A 19,879-nucleotide genomic window follows, 5' to 3' on the forward strand; every position below is an offset into this window, starting at 1 on the left:
TGACGGACCACCCGGCAGCGGTCTCGGCCGTCACCCGAGCCTAATGGGTTGTTTTGCACATAAGTAGCTGAACCGGGCATCTGCCGGTGAGGTGCCGCTGACCTGCTTCGATGGCGCGGAAAAGGGATGAGCGGAGAGGCCCGGCCGGGACTTGACCGACGATGTCGGTGCAGCAGGAGTGCCATAACTCGGTTCGGACACGCTGAAGCTTTAACTCACAGTTGATGTCCACTACAGTGAGCGACGCCAGCTCGGATGGCAGGTGGAAACCCGGACGCGCCGCAGGGATCGCGACGCCGAGCTTCGGACCTGGGACCGGCGGGGTCCCCAGAACTGGTTGAGAGGGGCTTCTGCGTGCCGGGGGACCTTTCGCAGATCGATCTGTCGGGTGCTGCCCTGGGCGGCGCCGGAGTCCTTCTCGTCGTGCTCGGGTGTGTCGTGGTGCTTCTGGCCGCCCGCTACCGCCGGGAGAACGCCCAGCTGAGAGCGAGAAACACCGAGTTGTCGATGGAGAACGACCGCTGGCACGAGGATTTCGCCGCGGCGACCGGTGAGCTGACCGCCCTGCGTGAGGGCCTGCACGAGAACTGCGCCTACCGCCCGGCGCCACGAGCGGAGGCATCATGAGTGACTGGTCGGCGCGGGCCGGGGATTTCGCCGGCCGGATGTGGTCCGAGGCGGCCGATTCCGCCGGGCGGACCCGTGAGCAGATGGAGCAGCACCCGGAACTGACCGTGGCGGCCCTCGTCGTGTCGGGGTTCCTGCTGGTGCTGATCGGGCTGGTGGTCCGGGCGGGGCGGCGCAGTTCCCGCCGGCACCAGGCCGCGCAGCTGCGGGACGACCTGGTCGATGCCGTGCGGATGGGCGAGATCGACGTCGAGGACTTCCGGGTCTTCGCCATGATCGACTTCTGCGACCGGGCCGCCAAGGACGGCCGCGCACCCGAGTCCGGCCGGCACGCCAGCACCCGCCCGGTGCTGGACAGCGCCCTGGCCGGCAGCCTGATCAGTGCGGTGGGCCCGGGCAGTCTGCTGCCGCCGGGCGGGCCGTTCTGGCCCTACGCCTCGCCCGAGCCGGGTGAGGTCGAGGTCAGCGACGTCTGGGTGCGCGCCGTGAGTTTCCAGCGCCAGCTGATGGGTCGGCGCCGCAGCCGTACCGACGAGGCGATCGAGCCCGTCCCCACACCCGGATCAGGGCCGAGGCCACGGCGTTTGGTCTCGGTGCCCACCGGCGAGCTGCCGCTCGTGGGTGCTGGGGAGGCGGCCGGCGGACCTCTGTCGGCCGAGTCCGCCGCCGACTTCGCCCTGCTTGAGCAGGACGAGGCCGCCCGGGCCGAGCTCGAGGCGGTGCGGGCGCTCGAGGTCGTGCCCGAGCTGGAGAACTGGGAGGACACCGGCCCGACGCCGGTTGTTGACGAGACAGCAGAGGACGCGGGGGAGCCGGACCTGCACACGACGAACGTTCTCGGGGTGGACGGGTTCGAACGGCCCGGCTCCGAGACGTTCGAGCGGGTTTCTGAGCAGGCTGCGCAGCGCGCGGCCGAGGAGGTTTCCGAGTGGGCACGGCCCGCTGAAGAACTTGCTCCCACTGAGGAGCCTGCTCCTGCGCCGGTTGCGGAGATCCCTTCGGAATGGGTTCCGCCGGCTGAGGCGGCCGTGGCTGTGCTCAACTCGGCCTGGGCCTCGAGCCGCTCGGGCCGCTCTGACAGCTCGGGCCGCGAGGATCTGGATGGTCCGGTCGATGCGCCGATTGCGGATGATGCACCGGTCGATGGGCAGGCGTCCGAACGTTTCTGGATGAGCGACCCGGTGGTGTTCTCCGCGGCTGATGCGGATGAGGAAAGTGACGCTGGGCAAGAGGTCTTGGCGGTCTTGGGTGAGGTTCGGTTCAGCGCTGAGGCCGCCGCGTCCGAGGCCACTCCGATCGCCGACTCCATCGTTGCGGGGGAGCGGGAGGACGAGGCGCCGGCAGAGAACCCGGCCGAGAATCTGGTCGAGGTTGGTCGCTCGGATGCCGGCGAACCTGCTGGCGCTGTGAACCTGGTCGAAGCTGACCCGACGGTGGCCGGGGAGTCCGGAGGCGTCGCGGGTCCGATCGAGGAACTGGTCCGCAAGGCTGTGGCGACCGGCTTCGGTGCCTCCGAGATCGACATTCGCGGGGCCGAGGTTCACGAGGCTGATGTCTACGAGGCCGGTATGCACGAGGCCGGTTCTCGCGAGGTTGATGTCCGCCGGGCCGATGCCGTTGCGGGCGATGCCGGTGCAGTCGATGTTCATGCAGTCGAGGTTCGGGCGGCCGACGTTCGTGCGGGCCAGACTCGTGCGGACCAGACTCGTGCCGACCAGACTCGGGAAGAGCAGACGCGGGAGGGCGAGGCGCGGGAGGATCATGTCCGCGGGGTTGAGCGTCGCCCGGCTGACACAGCGGATGCCGCCGCCCAGGGCGTTGAGACTTCGACGGCGAACGCCCGCGAGATCGACCTTCGCGAAGTTGACGTTCGCCGGGCCGAGGCCGACAGCGACGAAGCGGATGCTCGCCCCGCCGACGTCCCCTCGATCGAGTCTCCCGTTCCGGCCGGCGTTCGCCCTGAGGCACTGCCCACGGGCCGACCTTCGTCTGACGCGCAGTCATCGGCAGATCTGCAGTCGAGACCCAACCGGACGCCGAACTCGCATTCCGGCGCTCGGCAGTCGGCGAAGTTGTCGCCGGGGAGCCAGGCCCGCAAGGACCAAACGCCGACGAGCCCACGCGGTGCCATGTCCGGTCATCATTCCGGTGGACCGGCCCAGCGCGGCTTCGATCCTCTGGTCGACCCGCTGAACATCCCGGTCTTCGCTTCTGGGGACGCCCCTTCCGAGGAACTGGAGCCCGTCTTCCTGGCCGCGGCCGCCGCTCAGAAGGCCGCGGACAAGGCGAACCAGGAGAAGGCCCAGCAGGAAAAACTGATGCAGGAACGGGTGGCCCGGCGCTGGGCGGCCCTCACCCAGGTGGCCAAGGAACGAGCTGCCGAGCAGGCCGCGGTCACCGCACTGCAGGACAAGACGTTCCGCCAGAACAAGCAGACCCCCGAACCCGTTTCAGCGGATGCCGGGGCCGGGCTCGTCGAGGCTGCCGCCGAAGTCAGGGCCGGAGCCGTCGCCGGAACCGACGTGGCCGAGACGCGTTCCATCGACCTGCGCCCGCTCGAAGCGCCGCAGCAGATCGACCTCACCGCGATCGAGCGACGGGCCGACCAGGGCGCTACCCGCAAGATCGGGCGGACTGCCGGGCCGGTGCTGCAGCAGTCGATGATGGCTCCGGTGGCGCCGTCGCCCGCTGGTTCGGGGACGGCTCACCGTTCGGTGACCGAGCGGGTCACCGGACCGATCCCGATCGCCCCGCTCGCGTACGCGGCCAACGCCGAGCCCACCGATCGCTCCGGCCCCGGCAGCCAGGTTGGCCACGGCAGCGGGGTTGGTCATGGCACCGGGGTTGGTGGCGATGACCAGGTTGGTCATGGCAACGGGGTTGGTCACGGCAGCCGGGTTGGTGACGACGACCACCCAGGCCACGACGACCACCCAGGCCACGACGACCACCCAGGCGACGGCGACCGGGCTGGCTCCGACGACCGGGCTGGCGACGCCGATCGGAGCACCTTCGCCGAGGATGGCCGGGCAGTTCAGAACGACCCTGGCAACGACGCCGCTGAGGTAGTTCACCCTGATCCGGCCGTTCACGCTGAGCAGGCACCACCCGAGATCCCACTCGGCCACGACGGCCGGTCGGGCCGCACCGAACGGTCAGGGCGCACCGGACTGTCGGGCCACACCGGCCACCTGGACTTGCCCGGCCATGACGAGCGGGCCGGTCAGGTTGAGGAGGCCGGCTTCGAATGCGACGCGGATCGGCTTGGTCACGTCGCGGCGCTGGAGCTGGACGCCGAAACCACCTCGGGTCTTGGGCCGGACGTCGATGCCCTTGGGCCGCGAGACGTCAGTCCCTACGCACCGGCAGCGCACCCCGGGATGGACGACTTGCGGCCGCAGGACGTCTACATCCAGCCCTTGCCTGCCCCGGACTCGTACCCGCAGGGCACCGACGTTCTGGCGCCGACGCCGCGTGAGCACCCGAGTCCCACTCCTGCCCAGCCCGAGGACCAGGGCCTGGCCGCGCGGGTCAAGAGCGTGGTCTCGGGGCCGATCGATCTGCCGATCCTGCTGCCGGTGAACATGCCGGCCCAGGCACCACTGACCCGGCGCGAGCTGCGTCGTCCACGGACGAGTGCCGCCCGGGCTGAGATCGACAGGGCTGAGATCGACAGGGCTGAGATCGACGGGGCTGGAGAGACCCCGGGGACCGGGACCGAAGCGTCTGTCGGTGGAGAAGGTGGGGGGAGCGCGAGCGAGCCCACTTCGGTGACTGGGCCGGACGCGTCCGTTGGTAATGAGCCGGCCCCGCCGACCAACCCGATCCCGATCCCCCTCCCGACCGCTCAAGAGGCTGACGAAGAGGACGGGGTAGAGGCCTTCGAGGAAGAGGAGGCCGAAAGGCCTCGCCCTCGCTGGATGAGCCCAGGGACGGTTTCTTCCGGACGGGTGGGCGGAGTGATCGAGCCGGTTGGCGTAGGTAAGCGGATGCAGGACGAGGACGGGGTAGAGGGTGACCCGGTACCCCGCTCCGGTTTCTGGAATCGCCGCGGGCCGCGTCGCGGGCGTGGTCCGGTGGTGGAGGTAACCGGGCACGGCAAACCGCCGGGTGCTCTGGTCCCCTTCACCGATCAGGTGCCCCTGCAGGCGAGTGCTCCCGAGGCGGAGAGCACCGACGTCCAGGAGAGCGAGAAAGTGGGGGACGAAGCCGTCCGTTGATCCGGCTCGTCACCCTTGGCAATCGAGCGTGTTCAGGTTCGCCTGACGCGCTCGATTGCTTTTGGTTCGGGAATGCTTACCGAATCGATTGATGTACCCCTGCACTACCCGGAAATTGCATCACAAGATGTCCTGAATTGACCCGGCGGCGGACCGGTTGCCGAGGGGTGCCGGCGTCCATCGTTGCCCGATGAGGCGGTATCCACCCGCACAGGGGTCGGGTGGATACCCGTCCCTGACGCTTGTCGCCCAGTGGTGCAGCCCGCCCCAGATGCCTCGCGTAGCAGTACCTTTGCAGCCCGGCGGCGACTTGGATGCCATGGCGCTGCACCGGCCGGGGGTGGCAGGATCGTTCAGATCACACGCGGATACCACTTTCTTTCCGTCGTCAATGGGCTGTTCGTGCCGTACCTTGCGGTGACCGGTGACAGATCCGGGCGAATGAGCGAAAGTGGAGGTCTTGTGTGCGGGGCGCGGACATCCCGGAAGGGACTGCGCGGATGGGGCAGATGGGCATGACCCAGCAGGTGCCGAGTGGCGCGATGAGCCAGCCACCGTTCGGTGATGTACAGCCGCCGGCCGCGGTGCTCTTCTCGGTCGCGGAAGGGAACACGCGGCGTGCGGTCCCGCCTGGCCAGGAGGTCACGGTCGGCCGCAGCCGCACGTGCGACCTGCGCATCGCCCACGAACCGGAGGACGACTACGTCTCCCGGCACACCGCCACGCTCCGGGTCCTGGCCGACTGCGTCCTGATCCGCAACGTCTCCTCTTCGAAACTGCTCACGCTGCGCCCGCATACGGGTGCGGCGCGTACGGTCGAGCCCGGCGCCGCCACCACCTCGCTGCCCTGGCGCCAGTTCGACGTGGTGGTCACCGGGCGCTTCGGCCGCGACTACGTGGTCCAGGTGGACGCCCGAGGCCTTCCGCCCTCGCACAACGAGCGGGAGGACGAGACGGACTCCTCGCCCACCGTGGTGGTGCCCCCGATCATGCTCACCCCGGCCCAGCGCCGGCTGCTCACCGCGTTGTGCGAGCCCCTACTCACCCGCTCCGGCCCGGAGGCCAGCGCCGCCACCTACCGGCAGGTGGCCGAGCGGGTCGGCCGGCGGCCGGGTTACGTGCGCAACGTGTTCAAGCAGGTGCGCGAGAAGCTGGACAGCCACGGCGTGCCCGGCCTGGTCTCCCGGGAGCGGCCCGACGCGGCCGAGGACTTCCGGATGCCGCTGGCCATGTGGGCGATCCGCAGCGGCACGATCACCCGGGCCGACCTGGCCCAGGCCCAGACCTGGTTCGCGGTGGCCGCCGCCAACCCGCAGGAGCCGCACGAGGACGACGAGACTCAGTAGGCGCCCTCGCCCCGGACCACGGCGCGCACCGTGCGCCAGAGGATGCTCAGGTCCAGGGTCATCGACCAGTTGTCCACGTAGCGCAGGTCCAGCAGCAGCGACTGCTCCCAGCTGAGGTCGGAGCGGCCGGAGACCTGCCAGAGCCCGGTCATGCCCGGGCGCACCCGCAGCCGGCGCACCGCGTCGCTGGAGTAGCCGGCCACCTCACGGGGCAGCGGCGGGCGCGGGCCGACCAGCGACATGTCACCCTTGGCCACGTTGATCAGCTGCGGCAGCTCGTCCAGCGAGTAGCGGCGCAGGAAGGCCCCGATCGGGGTGATCCGGGGGTCGGCCCGCATCTTGAACAGCACCCCGTTGCCCTCGTCCTGCTCGGACAGCTCGCGCAGCCGGGCCTCGGCGTCGGTGACCATCGAGCGGAACTTGTAGATCGAGAACTCCCGGCCGCCGACCCCGACCCGGGTCTGCCGGAACAGCGCCGGGCCCGGGCTGGTGGTCCGCACGGCGACGGCGATGACGATCAGCAGGGGCGAGAGCACGAGCAGGACGGCGGTGCCGAGCAGCCGGTCGAAGGCGGCCTTCAGCAACAGGTCCCCGCCGGTGGCCGTGGGCTGTTCCAGGTGCAGCAGGGAGAGCCCGGCCAGCGGGCGGATCGAGAGCCGGGGCCCGGCGACCTCGACGATGCCGGGGGAGACCACGAGCTCCACGTCCATGTCCTCCAGCGCCCAGGCCAGCTCCCGCAGCGGGTGGCCCCATAGATCGGGGTGCGAGACCACGGCCACTACATGCGCACCGGTGGCCTCTACGGCGGCCAGGACGTCTTCCGGTCCGCCCATCACCGGCACGCCGTCCACGTCGCTGGGGGTGACCGGGCTGGCGGCCAGGCAGATGCCGACCGGAACCATGCCCCGGTACGAGGTGCTGCGCAGCAGATGCACCAGTTCCACGGCGCCCTCGGCGTCGCCCAGGACGATGGTCCGCTCCAGGCCGATGCCGGCCGCCCGGGCGTGGTGCAGCCGCACCCGCAGGACCTTGCGCGCGGCCAGGGCCCCGAGGACGGTGACCGGCACGGCGAAGATCACCACCGAACGCGAGACGTTGGTGTGGGAGAAGTAGCTGGTCATCGCGATGGCCGCGAACAGCACCACGCCCGAGCGCAGCACCCGCTGAAACTCCTCGGTGCCGGCCCCCAGGAAGCGCCGCTCGTAGACCCGGTCCAGGCCGGCGATGCCGATCCAGATCACCGGCAGGACCACCGGGATCCAAGTCCAGAAGCCGTGTGCCTCACCGTCGAAGCGGAGCATGATCGCCAGCACGGCGGCCGCGCTCGCGCTCAGCGCATCGGCGAGCAGGACGTTGCGGCGGTACTGGTTCAGCGCGGCCCGGGCGTCGATGTCGGCGTGCCGGGGCAGGCCCCGCGGGCCCGTCGACGACGCTGGCACTGCACCCGCACTGCCCGCCACCCCCGGTGCATCCGCAGGGCCCGGATCAATGGTTCCGGTGGGACCGGCGGGGCCATTGATCCGGTTGTGCGGGCCGGGTTCGCCGGTTTGCTTCTTACCCCGCGGGCCTACTCGCCGGGACATCGGGACAAACCCCCACAATGCGCCAGTCTGGTCATCTACCTGAGCCCGGGCGGAAGGCGGTCAGGCCGCCGTACCGGTTCTGGGCGGTCTCACCCTAGGGCCATTCATCACTGCCTGAGGTCGCTTATTCACAACTGGTGACATTGACATCGTTGCTGGTCAGGGTCGCGTCCTTAATGTGGGGAATTGACACGGAATTGAGGACGATGTTGGGTTCGGCTCTGGTATCGCTGAGCCGACCGGAAGCACCGCGGGGCGGGAAAGATGAGGGGACTCGCCCCGTCCTGTCGCTCTTGCGGTATTGCTCGGTGCATCATCTAGGTCGGGATAAGCACCGTGGCTGCACCGGACGGGTGAACTACTCTCGTCCGTGACCCCACGAAGTGATCGACGCAGGGAGTCTGAATGCCGCCCTCGAAGACTTCGCGACACCGCGGAGCAGGCCGGACCACTGTCGAGTCCGGATCGCGGCTGGTTCCCCGCCCGTCCCCGGAAGAGCGGGTCCGGCGGGCCCTGCAGTTCCCGCTGGGGGCGGTCCGGCGCGAAGCGGCGCCGCCCGGCGGCGAGGGCGGCGGCCGGAGCTGGAACGGCAGCCCCCGGCCGGCGTTCACCCCGGCCGGTGACGGCATCACCCGGCAGCTGTGCTCGGCCATCCATCTGAACGCCTCGTTCGGCGGCGAGGTCCTCAACGACCTGGTCTACCCGGACTGGAAGGCGATGGCGCCGAACTGGCACATCGACGGGGTCGCCCTGGCCCGGCACGCGGCCCAGGCCAAGGAGCGCCGGGAGCGGCGTGACCTGTGGCTGCTGGTGGTCACCGCCGCGGTGGCGATCATCGCCGAGGTGGCGCTGGTCTCGATCTTCACCGGCGGCCTGGGCCCGGGCGGCCTGCTGGCGCTGATGTTCTTCGCCGTCGTCGGCGCCTACCTGGCCGGGTTCGCCATCGTCTGGGTGCACTACCGAGCGGTGCACGACTCGGCCCTGTCCTCGATCGGGATCCGCGGGCTGAACGCGGTCGAGCCGCCGCCGCTGCCGGACGACGTGGAGCAGGCGATCCGCAGCTCGATGCGGGCCAACGTGATCGTCTTCGCCGGCAAGACCCCGTTCAACGGCTCCGGTGAGCAGATCGACCGCTGGAGCTTCACCGTCGACACCCGGGTCGGCACGCTGGACGCCGCGCTCGGCAAGCGCACCGAGCCGCGCGAGTTCGAGGCGGTCGACCTGCACCGCTACCTGATCGAGCAGATCCCGCTGACCCTGGAGAACAAGCCCAAGGTCGGCCAGCGGCTGTACGTGATCGGGGGGCACGCCCGGGCCGTGGGCGGGCTGTTCCGGCACGGCCCGGTGCTCGACGACCCGGACTACGAGCTGCGTTTCCGCCGCCCGGTCAGCGAGGTCAAGCGGGAGCGGATCGAGCAGTCGCTGCGTAACCAGCACCGCTCGGCCCGGCCCTACACCTTCTTCGAGGTCACCGGCTGGGACGGCCAGGTCGTGGTCACCCTGTTCGTCCGGGTGGAGAAGCGCGGGCCGATGCTCGAGGTGGAGCTGGCGGTCTGCGCGCTGCGCCCGCTCAAGCCGGACTACGGCGACGTGGTGAAGATCCCGCTGGGCCCGGGGGCGCACCGGCTGCCGCTGCTGCGCACCGTGTTCCCGATGGTCTGGCCGCTGCTGTGGGGCAGCCCCTCGCGGGCGATCCGCAAGATCCGGATGGACCGGCAGGAGGCCGCCGACCGGGTCGACCTGGACCAGCAGCTGGAGGAGCGCAACGACCTGAGCTGGGCGGCGGCGCCCGGCCTGCGCGACCGGACGGCGGCCGCGGCCAACGGCAACCACTTCGGCGCGGCGGACGAGAAGATCTACCACAACGCCTTCAAGCGCCGTTCGATCGACGTGCTGCGGGCCTTCCTGGTGGAGCAGGACGTGGACGTGAAGGAGTTCGACCTGGCCGCCTCGTTCATGGTGCCGGGAGTGGCCCCGAACAACGCCGGCTGAGCCGGACCGGAGAGATCGCGGTTCACAGCTGAGCCACAAGTAGCGGTCGGCGATCGGTCAGGCGCCGGGTGAAGAGTCGTCACCATGACGACGACCTCGCCCGGCCTCGACGCCGTCCCCCGGGTAGCCACGACCGACGACGGCGTGAAAGGTGGGCAAGGCGACCCGCGGTGGGCCCGCCCGGCCCTGATCGTGCTGCTCCTGGCCACCGCGGTGCTGTACATCCAGAATGTGGCGGTCTCCGGCAACGGCAACGACTTCTACGCCGCCGCCGTGCAGGCCGCCTCGAAGAGCTGGAAGGCCTGGTTCTTCGGCTCCTTCGACGCGGCCAACTTCATCACCGTGGACAAGCCCCCGGCCTCGACCTGGGTGATGGGCCTGTCGGCGCGGATCTTCGGCTACAGCAGCTGGAGCATGCTGGTGCCGCAGGCGCTGGAGGCAGTGGCCGCGGTGGCCCTGCTGTACGCGGCGGTGAAGCGCTGGTTCGGCCCGGCCGCCGGTCTGTTCGCCGGGGCGGTACTGGCCCTGACCCCGGCCGCGGCGCTGATCTTCCGCTTCAACAACCCGGACGCGCTGCTGGTGCTGCTGATGACGGCGGCCGCGTACTGCATGGTCCGGGCCCTGGAGAACGCCTCGACCAAGTGGATGCTGCTGGTCGGCACCGCCCTGGGCTTCGCCTTCCTGACCAAGATGCTGCAGGGCTGGCTGATCGTGCCCGCCCTCGGCCTGGCCTATCTGGTGTGCGCGCCGACCTCGGTGCCGCGCCGGATCCTGCAGCTGCTGGCCGGCCTGGGCGCGATGATCGTCTCCTGCGGCTGGTGGATCGCCATCGTCTCGCTCTGGCCGGCCGACTCCCGCCCGTACGCCGGTGGCTCGGAGAACAACTCGGTGCTGGAACTGGTCTTCGGCTACAACGGCCTGGGCCGGATCTTCGGCGGCTCCGGCAACGGCGGGGGCGGCGGAATGGGCGGCGGTGGTGGCATGCAGGGCGGCGTGGCCGGTTCGTCGTTCGGCGGCCCGACCGGCCTGAACCGGCTGTTCGGCTCGGAGATGGGCAACCAGATCTCCTGGCTGCTGCCGGCCGCGCTGATCGCCCTGGTGGCCGCGCTGATCATCACCTGGCGCCGGCCGCGCACCGACCGCACCCGGGCCGCGCTGATCATCTGGGGCGGCTGGTTGCTCACCATCTGGCTGATCTTCAGCTACATGAAGGGCACCATCCACCCTTACTACACGGTGGCGATGGCCCCGGCCGTGGCCGCGGTGATCGCGGTGGCCGGCAAGACCTTCTGGGACGCCCGCGACCTCTGGCGGGCCCGTCTCGCCCTGGCCGCGATGATCCTGGCCAGCGGCTGGTGGTCGTACACCCTGCTGGCCCGCAACGCCGACTGGCACCCGGAACTGCGCTACCTCGTCCTCGTGGTGACCGTGATCGCCGGGATCGGCCTGATCATCCCGCTGCGCCTGGCCACCCGGGCCCTGGCCGCGCTGGTCCTGGCCGGTCTGCTCGGCGGGGTGGCGGGTAGCGCGGCCTACGCCGTGGCCACCACCGCCAACTCGCACACCGGATCCATTCCCTCGGTCGGCCCGTCCACCTCCAGCGAGTTCGGCGGAGGCATGGGTGGCGGAGGCATGGGAGGTGGCGGCATGGGCGGTGGGTCCAGCGTGAGCCAGGACCTGGTCGAGTTGCTGCAGAATGCCGGCACCAAGTGGGCGGCCGCCACGGTCAGCTCGAACTCGGCCGCACCGCTGCAGTTGGCCAGCGACCAGCCGGTGATGGCCATCGGCGGTTTCTCGGGTAGCGATCCGGCTCCCACGCTGGAAGAGTTCCAGGACTACGTCTCCGCCGGTGAGGTGCGGTACTTCATCTCCGGCGGGATGGGCGGCGGCCGTGGCGGTGGGCCCGGCGGCAACAGCGAGATCGCCGAATGGGTTGCGGCGAACTACACCGCGACTACCGTAGGAGAGCAGACGGTCTACGACCTCCAGGCGTCGTAGACAGCCCAGGAACTGGTGCGGCGGTGCTGCGGACCCCCTCCCGTAGTGCTGCCGCACCCTCTGCCGTCGCAGCAAGGGTGCTGAGCGGGGGTGGGACCGGTGGAGACGCTCGATCTGGAGCCGGGCAACGACGGGTCGTTCGAGGACCCGCCTTCCTCACCGCTGCGCCTGCTGCTCTATACCGTCGGCGCCGTCCTGGTTCTGCTGCTCGGCATGCTGGTGGTCGGGACCACCCCGGAGCGCCGGACCGGCCTGGAACCGGAGCCCCGGCCGGTGATCACCACCGTGATCGCCCCCTACCCGATCTCCCCGTTCGGCCTGCTCGACACCTGCGACGTGCGCACCGATCACCGCAACTACCTGATCGTGTCGTTCTGGCTGAACAACCTCACCACGCAGCCGGTTCTGCTGGCCGAGGTGACGGGCCCACCGCAGATCGGGGGCGGCGTGCGTGCGCAGGGCCCGGTGTACTCGGGCGGCACCTGCCGGCGGCCGGCCAAGGGAACCGGCCAGGTGGTCCTCGACTCGGCCAGATCCCGGCTCTACACGGTGCGGTGGCTGCTGCCCGACACCTGCCCCGAGTCGTCCCCGCTGGAGGTCTCGGTGCTCTACCAGCTGCCCGGGGAGACGAAACTACGATCCGATCTGGTCACCGTTGCGGTGGATCTGGGTGGAATCGGCTTCCGGCAGTGCCCCAAGATCGTCGCCACCGAGTTCCCCAAGTGAAAATGCGGTCAAGGCAACCCGGTTGGAGACTCTTCGGGTGGCCCTCCTGGAGCAGCAGTGCCCGAAACGCATGGTCTACGGCCCGTGTGGGGGAGTACGGCCGGATCTGAGCTGTGAAATGGCCAGCCGGCCGTGTCCGTTCGCGACGTCCGGTGAGGCGGTCTCGTGGCTGGGGCCGCCGGCCGAGAAGCGTCCGTTGCTCGGTTCCTCGAAACCCCTGGTGCTCACCGACTTCACGGTTCGCCCGTTCGACCTGTCATCGGTGGACGCGGTGGCCACCGCCCTGCACGGATCGTGCGACGGGGTGCTGGTCGGGGAGCATCACAACCGGCCGGATTTTCCGCCGACCTTGATGACCAGCCTGCTCGCGGCGGCTGGATTACCCGCCTGGATCACGCTGACCTGCAGAGATCGCAATCGGGTGGTGCTGGAACAGGAACTGGCAGGGCTGCTGGCAGCGGGCGCGGCGGGCGTGCTGTGCGTAACTGGAGACGGCCGTGGGCACGATGTCCGGCCCGATGTGACACAGGTTTTCGACATTGACAGCACTCGCCTGGCGGCGCTGGCGGCGAGCCTGGGGCTGATGGTTGCGGTTGCTGAGGCGCCGGATGCTCCGCCGATTGATCTGCGGCCCAAGCGGCTTCGGGAGAAGCAGCGGGCCGGTGCCCAGGTCTGTCTGCTGAACCATGTTGCCTCGCCGGCCCGGGTGGCCGAATTCATCGGTCAGGCGCAGGCGAACGGGGCGAGTCTGCCGATCATCGCCGGGGTTGCGGTGTTCACCGACGAGCGGTCGGCCCGGGCCTTGAGTCTGCCGGGTCTGGGTCTGGATCCGGTTGTGGTGGAACGGGTTCTGTCCGCGAAGGATCCGGTGGCGGCGGGGATCGAGGCGGCGGTCACCGAGGCCCAAGAGCTACTGGCAACGGACGGCGTGGTCGGGGTGAACCTGTCGGGTCTGGCTTCCGGGCGGGGAGAGGTCTTCGCGGCCGGGATCAAGGCCGAAGTAGGGCGGGAGGTGCTCGGGCGGTGAGCGATGCCATGGAATCCGAATTCGGAGCGGTCGCCGCGTGGACTGCCGACGCAGTACGAATTCTCGGCCCGGAGTACGCCGTTCCGGCGGCTTGTCAGGGCAGCGCCGATCCGCTCATGCTCGAATGGCTCGCCCGGGAATGCCGTTTAGCCCAAAGAACAGTGCTTTTGGACGTCGGCGGAGGGATGGGTGGGCCGGCCACCTTTGCGGCGCGGGAGTACGGGGCTCGTCCGGTTGTGCTCGAGCCCATGATTGCGGCCTGCCGGGCGGCTGCGGATCTGTTCGGCTTGAAAGCTCTGGCGTGCGAAGGATCGCGCCTGCCGGTGGCCGACGAAAGTGCCGATGCGGTGTGGTGTCTGGGTGTTCTCTGCACCACGCCGGACAAGACCGAGCTGCTCGAGGAGATCGCCCGGGTGATGAAACCGGCTGCGCGCCTGGGCCTGTTGGCGTTCGTCAGTGATCAGCCTCGGCCGCCGGGAGCTCCAGAGGGCAACGACTTCCCGTCCGAGACAGAACTGCCCGGGCTGCTGGAGAAGACCGGGCTGGAAGTGACAGCGCTGGTCGATCCGCCGGAGAGCGCCGACCACGCCTGGCAGCGCCGGGCGGACGAGGCCACTGCGCTCATTGGGCAACTGCACGCTGGGGACCCGCGCCTGGACGAGGCGCGGGACCAGCAGCAGCGGATCAAAAAGCTGATCGGGGACGGGGTCGTGCGGGCGAAACTGCTCAGCGCCCGACGGTTCTAGGCCTGGCCGGTGACCTCGGCCGTGAGCTGGAGCGAGCGCAGCCGGCCCTCGGTCTCGGTGTGCGCGAACGCCACGATCAGCTCGTCCGCGTCGGCGAGCTTCTTGAAGTCGTCCAGGTAGTCCTTGACCTCGCCGGGCGTGCCCGCCGCGGTGTACTTGGTCATCTCCTCCAGCTGCACGGCCTCGCCGGAGTCGACGATCTGCGCGGCCTCGGCCTCGGTGATCGTGCGGCCCCGGCCGTAGAGCAGGCCCACTCGCTGGATCTTCACCCGGCGCAGTTCGGCCTGGGCCTGCTCGGTGGTGTCGGTGGCGATCACGTTCAGCGCGGCCAGCACGTGCGGGCGCTCCAGCTGGGCCGAGGGCTTGAAGTCCCGGCGGTAGATGGCCACCGCGTCGTGCAGGGCGGACGGGGCGAAGTGCGAGGCGAAGGCGTAGGGCAGGCCGAGCGCGGCGGCCAGCTGGGCCCCGAACAGCGACGAGCCGAGGATGTACAGCGGCACGTTGGTGCCCTTGCCGGGGATCGCCTGCACACCCCGGACCTTGGACTCACCGGCCAGGAAGCCCTGCAGTTCGACCACGTCCTGCGGGAAGTGCTCGGCGGTGGCCGGGTCGCGGCGCAGCGCGTAGGTGGTGGCCTGGTCGGAGCCGGGAGCCCGGCCCAGACCCAGCTCGATCCGGCCCGGGTGCACCTCGGCCAGCGTGCCGAACTGCTCGGCGATCACCAGCGGGGAGTGGTTCGGCAGCATCACGCCACCGGCGCCGAGCTTGATCGTCCGGGTGTTCGCGGCCACGTGGGCGATCAGCACGCTGGTGGCCGAGGAGGCGATCGCGGCCATGTTGTGGTGCTCGGCGTACCAGACCCGCTCGTACCCGGTCTGCTCGGCGGTCTGGGCCAGGGCCACGCTCGCGGCGATCGCCTCGCCGGCGGTCTGGCCCTTCGCCACGGGAGCGAGGTCGAGGATCGACAGGGGTGTGGCCACGGGTTGCTGCCCTTCGTTGCGGGAATCGGTCCTACCAACGGGTGCCAACCACGGACGTCCGTGGTCTAGTCCCGATTCCCGCCACCTGTTTGATCGGGATCGATCAGTTCTGCTCGAGGTCCGGGGTGTCGGCCAGCTTGGCCTGGACCGGCGTGTGGTCCAGGGCCGCCACCTCGGGGTGGTTCAGGTCGAAGGCCGGGCGCTCGGAGCGGATCCGCGGCAGCCGGTTGAAGTTGTGCCGCGGCGGCGGGCTGGAGGTGGCCCATTCCAGCGAAGCGGCGTGACCCCACGGGTCGTCCGGCAGCTGCACGAAGGGCTTGCGGGCCGTCAGGTAGACGTTCAGCAGGAACGGCAGCACCGACACGGCCAGCAGCACCGAGCCCACCGTGGAGATCTGGTTGTACAGCTGGAAGCCGTCTTCCGGCAGGTAGTCGGCGTAGCGGCGGGGCATGCCCTCCACCCCGAGCCAGTGCTGGATCAGGAAGGTGAGCTGGAAACCCACGAAGGTGAGCCAGAAGTGCACCTGGCCGAGCCGCTCGTTCAGCATCCGGCCGGTGAGTTTCGGCCACCAGAAGTGGAATCCGGCGAACATCCCGAACACCACCGTGCCGAACACCACGTAGTGGAAGTGCGCCACCACGAAATACGTGTCGGAAAGGTGGAAGTCCAGCGGCGGGGTGCTCAGGATCACCCCGGTCAGGCCACCGAACAGGAAGGTCACCAGGAACCCGATCGACCAGACCATCGGCATCTCGAAGGTGATCGAGCCACCCCACATGGTGCCGACCCAGTTGAAGAACTTCACCCCGGTGGGCACCGCGATCAGCATCGTCATGAACGCGAAGAACGGCAGCGCGACCTGGCCCGTGGTGTACATGTGGTGGGCCCAGACCGAGACCGACAGGGCGGCGATCGCGATCGTGGCGAAGACCAGGGTCTTGTAACCGAAGATCGGCTTGCGGCTGAAGACCGGCAGGATCTCGCTGATGATGCCGAAGAACGGCAGCGCCAGGATGTAGACCTCGGGGTGGCCGAAGAACCAGAACAGGTGCTGCCACAGCAGCGCGCCGCCGTTCTCCGGGTCGAAGATCGTTGCCCCGAAACGCCGGTCGGCGCCCAGCGCCAGCAGTGCGGCGGCCAGCGGCGGGAAGGCCATGATCACCAGGATCGAGGTGATCAGGATGTTCCAGGTGAAGATCGGCATCCGGAACATGGTCATGCCGGGGGCGCGCATGCAGATGATCGTGGTGATGAAGTTGACCGCACCGAGGATGGTGCCCAGACCGCCCAGGGCCAGGCCGAACACCCACAGATCACCGCCGACGCCGGGGGAGTAGACCGCGTTCGACAGCGGCGCGTAGGCGAACCAGCCGAACGAGGCCGCGCCCTGCGGGGTGAGGAAACCGGCCGCGGCGACCAGCCCACCGAAGAGGTACAGCCAGTACGACAGCATGTTCAGCCGCGGAAAGGCCACGTCGGGCGCGCCGATCTGCAGCGGCATGATCGCGTTGGCGAAGCCGGCGAACAGCGGGGTGGCGAACAGCAGCAGCATCACCGTGCCGTGCATGGTGAAGATCTGGTTGTACGACTCCTTGCTGCCGACCACCTGCAGGCCCGGGCTCCACAGCTCCAGCCGGATCACCATCGCCATCAGGCCGGCCAGCAGGAAGAAGAAGAAAGAGGTGACCAGGTAGAGGTTTCCGATCACCTTGTGGTCGGTGCTGGTCAGCCAGCGGACGATCGAGGACCCCTTTTTGCGGGGCACCGGGCGGGCGATCGCCGCCGGTTCGGTCTGGAGCGTCATCGAAGAAAGGCCTCACCCGTCGTGTGGATCCCGGGTTTGGTCTGATGCCTCTGCGCCGGGTGCAAGTGCTGTTGCGCACTCCAGTTTGTCCACCAATGACTGATTCACCAGGGACCTAAGCCCTGCCACCCTCGGGACCCTGGACAACGGGTGTCTCGCAGTCCGGGAGACGGTAACGTTCTGTTGGCCATCTGTGGACGATCGGGTGAACGAGGTCGCATGAGCATCGCCTTCGCCAGAGACGCGGGTACCGCTGCGTACTACGACAAGCGGGCGCGCGAGTACGACGACTGGTACACCGGTGAGGGCCGCTTCGCCTCGCGCGAGCGTCCGGGCTGGCGCGAGGAGGTGATCCGGCTGGTCGAGTTCGTGGCCGCGCTGCCGGCCGCCCGCACCCTCGACATCGCCTGCGGCAGCGGATTTCTCACCCGGCACCTGGCCGGCCTGGTGGTCGCCCTGGACCAGAGCCCGGCGATGGTCGCGCTGACCCAGTCGCGGCTGCCCGAGGGAGTGGCGATGACCGGTGACGCGCTGAACCTGCCGTTCCCCGGCGGGGCGTTCAACCGGGTGATCACCGGGGACTTCTACGGGCACCTGCCCGAGGACGAGCGCGAGCACTTCCTGGCCGAGGCCCGCCGGGTGGCCCCCGAGCTGATCGTGATCGACTCGGCGCTGCGGCCCGGGCTGCCCGCCTCGCGCACCGAGGAACGGGTGCTGAACGACGGCTCCCGGCACCACGTGTACAAGCGGTTCCTCTCGCCCACCCAGCTGGCGGCCGAGATCGGCGGCGAGGTGCTGTTCACCGGGACCTGGTTCGTGGTGGCCCGGTCGGTACAGGTCTGATCAGCTGATCGCCCGGGCGATCACCCGGTCCGGGTCGTTCAGCCAGAGCCCGGCGTTGGCCGTCTCGATCTTCACCTCGGAGCCGTCCCGCAGCTGGAGTTTCAGCACCTGACCACCGCTGGTGGCCCAGGAGGTACGGTGCTGGGCGTCGGCGATCTCGCGGAAACTCAGCCAGAGCGCGTCGTTCGCCTCGGCCCAGGCCTGTGGCTCCTCGCCCACCTCGGCGGTGAGGTCGGCCAGCCGCTGAGCCACCTGGTCCTGGTAGTGGCTGCGCGGGGTGAACACGAACTTCATTGCCCGGGCCGGGTTCATCCGGCCCTCGGGCGGGGTGCGGGCGGCCAGGATGCCCTCGTCGAACACCAGCACGTCCTGCCCGCCGCGGGGTTTCAGGCGGTGCCGGGCCGGGCCCTTCACGACCACCCGGGCCCAGCCGATCGCCGCCACCGCGATCGCCTCGGCCAGCTGCTGCGGCGCCGCCACCGGCAGGTGCAGGTCGACCTCGGCCGCGATCAGCGCGTCGGCCAGATCCCGCACCCGGTAAGAGTCTTCCACCGCATCCTGGATCAGCTCGTCGAAGGGCCAGTCGTACCAGCGATCGTCCGGTGCCAGGAAGCCGATCTGCACCGGCCCCGCAGGGGTGTAGTCCGGCTCGAAGCTGAGCCGCTCGTCCCGCCCCAGCACCGTGGTGACCGCCGCCAGCAGCGACTCGCCCAGCAGCCGGCGGGCCAGCTGATCACGCTGCTGGCGCGGGATGTCACCGCGCAGCAGGGGCTGTACCACCTGCTCGCCCTCACCGGCCGCCATCACCCGCAGCACCGAGTCCAGGGTCGGCGGCAGGTCCCGGTCGAACTGCCGCAGCGCGCTCATGAACTGCGCGGCCGTGGTCTCGAACCGGCGCAGACCGGCGAAGGTGAGCACGGTGGCCCAGTCGGTGGCCTGGCCCGCGGGCCCGGGCGCGATCTGGGTGGCCTCCACCTCGGCCATCCGCCGGCCCGGCTCGAGCAGCCACGACCAGGCCGGGTCGTCGGGGTACTCCAGGTACGGCACGTCGCGGGGATCCGGCTCGGGCAGGCGGCGCAGCAGCGCGATCCGCTCGGGCACCGGCGGGTGCGAGTCGTACGGTGAGCTGGGGCGAGGGTTGCGGCGCACCGCTTCCCGGAGGTCCTCGTCGGACTCTTCCAGCACCTCGGTCAGCGCCTGGGCCAGGCTGCCGCGCGGGCCGTCGCGCAGCATCGAGTCCCCGTAGAAGCCGAGCACCCGCTGCCAGGCCACCCGGGTGTACTGCAGCTGGGCCAGCGCGCTGATCAGGGCGTGCGGTCCGGCCAGGCGGGCCGACCACAGATCGGCCTGACGCTCGTGCTCGCGCCGGACCGAGGACGAGACCCGGTCGTACAGGTTCAGGTATGCCCGCAGCAGGCGGTGCACCAGGCCCTCGTCCAGGTTGTCCACGGTGGCCCGCAGGAAGTAGCGCGAGCGGTGCACGAAGCCGCTGCCCCGGGTGTGGCCGTGTGCGAAATGGCCGATCTCGTGCGCGATCACGGCCCGCAGCTCGGCCCGGTTCATCCCGACCAGCAACGGCAGGCCGATGATCAGCTCACGGTCCCCACTGGCCTCGGTCACCGCGGCGGTGACCTCGCCGACCAGCACCACGCGATCCGGCGGGTCCTCGCCCATCGCCTCGGACAGCGCATCGATCTCGTCCCAGAGCTCGGGCTCCTGCTCGGGAGTCACCTCCAGGCCCGGGGCCGGCGGCACCGCCCGCAGCCGCAGCAACTCCCGGCCGGTCGCCAGAACCGCCGCGACCAGCGGGAACGCCAGCACCAGGACCTGTCCGCCGAGATGGCCGGCCAGTTCGACCCCGACCAGGAACAACGCCGCGATCACGCACAGCAGACCCAGCACCACAGCCGGAAACGCCACCAGCAGCGCCACACTCGCCCAGACGCGAAGCCGCATCCTCCAAGCCACCACACTTCGATCCGCATCC

The 19,879-nt window shown here is 69.9% G+C and carries 13 protein-coding genes; 9 read left to right on the forward strand and 4 right to left on the reverse strand.

The genetic code is table 11. The features are described 5' to 3' along the window. Positions 1 to 354: 354 nt before the first annotated feature. The 3 genes from LR394_RS18670 (at position 355) to LR394_RS18680 (ending at position 6,193) form a co-directional block, all read left to right on the forward strand. Positions 355 to 627 carry a hypothetical protein gene (locus tag LR394_RS18670; RefSeq protein WP_231443655.1) on the forward strand — a complete coding sequence of 91 codons (273 nt, stop codon included), beginning with the start codon at positions 355 to 357 and terminating at the stop codon, positions 625 to 627. Further along, positions 624 to 4,847, forward strand: coding sequence for a hypothetical protein (locus tag LR394_RS18675; RefSeq protein ID WP_231443657.1), 4,224 nt, complete (start codon positions 624 to 626; stop codon positions 4,845 to 4,847). The genes LR394_RS18670 and LR394_RS18675 overlap by 4 nt, the downstream gene beginning before the upstream one ends. Before the next feature lie 464 nt (positions 4,848 to 5,311). Next, a complete protein-coding gene (locus LR394_RS18680) occupies positions 5,312 to 6,193 on the forward strand; it encodes a hypothetical protein (protein WP_231443659.1) in 882 nt (293 codons plus the stop codon). Here LR394_RS18680 and LR394_RS18685 read toward each other — a convergent pair. Further along, positions 6,187 to 7,632 carry a sugar transferase gene (locus LR394_RS18685; RefSeq protein WP_231443661.1) on the reverse strand — a complete coding sequence of 482 codons (1,446 nt, stop codon included), beginning with the start codon at positions 7,630 to 7,632 and terminating at the stop codon, positions 6,187 to 6,189. The genes LR394_RS18680 and LR394_RS18685 overlap by 7 nt on opposite strands. A gap of 549 nt (positions 7,633 to 8,181) precedes the next feature. Between LR394_RS18685 and LR394_RS18690 the strand changes: the two genes are divergently transcribed. The 5 genes from LR394_RS18690 (at position 8,182) to LR394_RS18710 (ending at position 14,265) form a co-directional block, all read left to right on the forward strand. Next, positions 8,182 to 9,768: a hypothetical protein gene (locus LR394_RS18690; protein ID WP_231443663.1), complete on the forward strand. Its 1,587-nt coding sequence runs from the start codon at positions 8,182 to 8,184 to the stop codon at positions 9,766 to 9,768. 84 nt (positions 9,769 to 9,852) lie between these two features. Then, positions 9,853 to 11,766: an ArnT family glycosyltransferase gene (locus tag LR394_RS18695; protein ID WP_231443665.1), complete on the forward strand. Its 1,914-nt coding sequence runs from the start codon at positions 9,853 to 9,855 to the stop codon at positions 11,764 to 11,766. Positions 11,767 to 11,865: 99 nt separating this feature from the next. Further along, complete coding sequence (locus LR394_RS18700; RefSeq protein WP_231443667.1) at positions 11,866 to 12,492, forward strand: hypothetical protein; 627 nt, start codon at positions 11,866 to 11,868, stop codon at positions 12,490 to 12,492. Between the two features lie 70 nt (positions 12,493 to 12,562). Beyond that, positions 12,563 to 13,519: a methylenetetrahydrofolate reductase gene (locus LR394_RS18705; RefSeq protein WP_407937077.1), complete on the forward strand. Its 957-nt coding sequence runs from the start codon at positions 12,563 to 12,565 to the stop codon at positions 13,517 to 13,519. 116 nt (positions 13,520 to 13,635) lie between these two features. Beyond that, positions 13,636 to 14,265 (forward strand): class I SAM-dependent methyltransferase, encoded by a 630-nt coding sequence (locus tag LR394_RS18710; protein ID WP_269329414.1) that lies wholly within the window; start codon positions 13,636 to 13,638, stop codon positions 14,263 to 14,265. Here LR394_RS18710 and LR394_RS18715 read toward each other — a convergent pair. Together LR394_RS18715 and ctaD are read right to left on the reverse strand one after the other, a co-directional pair. Beyond that, positions 14,262 to 15,245 (reverse strand): LLM class flavin-dependent oxidoreductase, encoded by a 984-nt coding sequence (locus LR394_RS18715; protein ID WP_231443671.1) that lies wholly within the window; start codon positions 15,243 to 15,245, stop codon positions 14,262 to 14,264. The genes LR394_RS18710 and LR394_RS18715 overlap by 4 nt on opposite strands. A gap of 103 nt (positions 15,246 to 15,348) precedes the next feature. Next, on the reverse strand, positions 15,349 to 17,049 hold the full coding sequence (gene ctaD / locus LR394_RS18720; RefSeq protein ID WP_231443674.1) for an aa3-type cytochrome oxidase subunit I: 1,701 nt from the start codon (positions 17,047 to 17,049) through the stop codon (positions 15,349 to 15,351). A 219-nt stretch (positions 17,050 to 17,268) separates the two neighbouring features. Between ctaD and LR394_RS18725 the strand changes: the two genes are divergently transcribed. Further along, positions 17,269 to 17,892, forward strand: a complete 624-nt coding sequence (locus tag LR394_RS18725) for a class I SAM-dependent methyltransferase (RefSeq protein ID WP_231443676.1) — start codon at positions 17,269 to 17,271, stop codon at positions 17,890 to 17,892. Here LR394_RS18725 and LR394_RS18730 read toward each other — a convergent pair whose 3' ends face one another. Beyond that, the gene (locus LR394_RS18730) at positions 17,893 to 19,848 is read right to left on the reverse strand and encodes a M48 family metallopeptidase (RefSeq protein WP_231443678.1); all 1,956 of its coding nucleotides are present in this window, start codon (positions 19,846 to 19,848) and stop codon (positions 17,893 to 17,895) included. Between the last annotated feature and the right edge of the window lie 31 nt (positions 19,849 to 19,879).

This window comes from Kineosporia babensis (genome assembly GCF_021129305.1).
GTDB classification, from domain to species: Bacteria; Actinomycetota; Actinomycetes; order Actinomycetales; family Kineosporiaceae; genus Kineosporia; species Kineosporia babensis.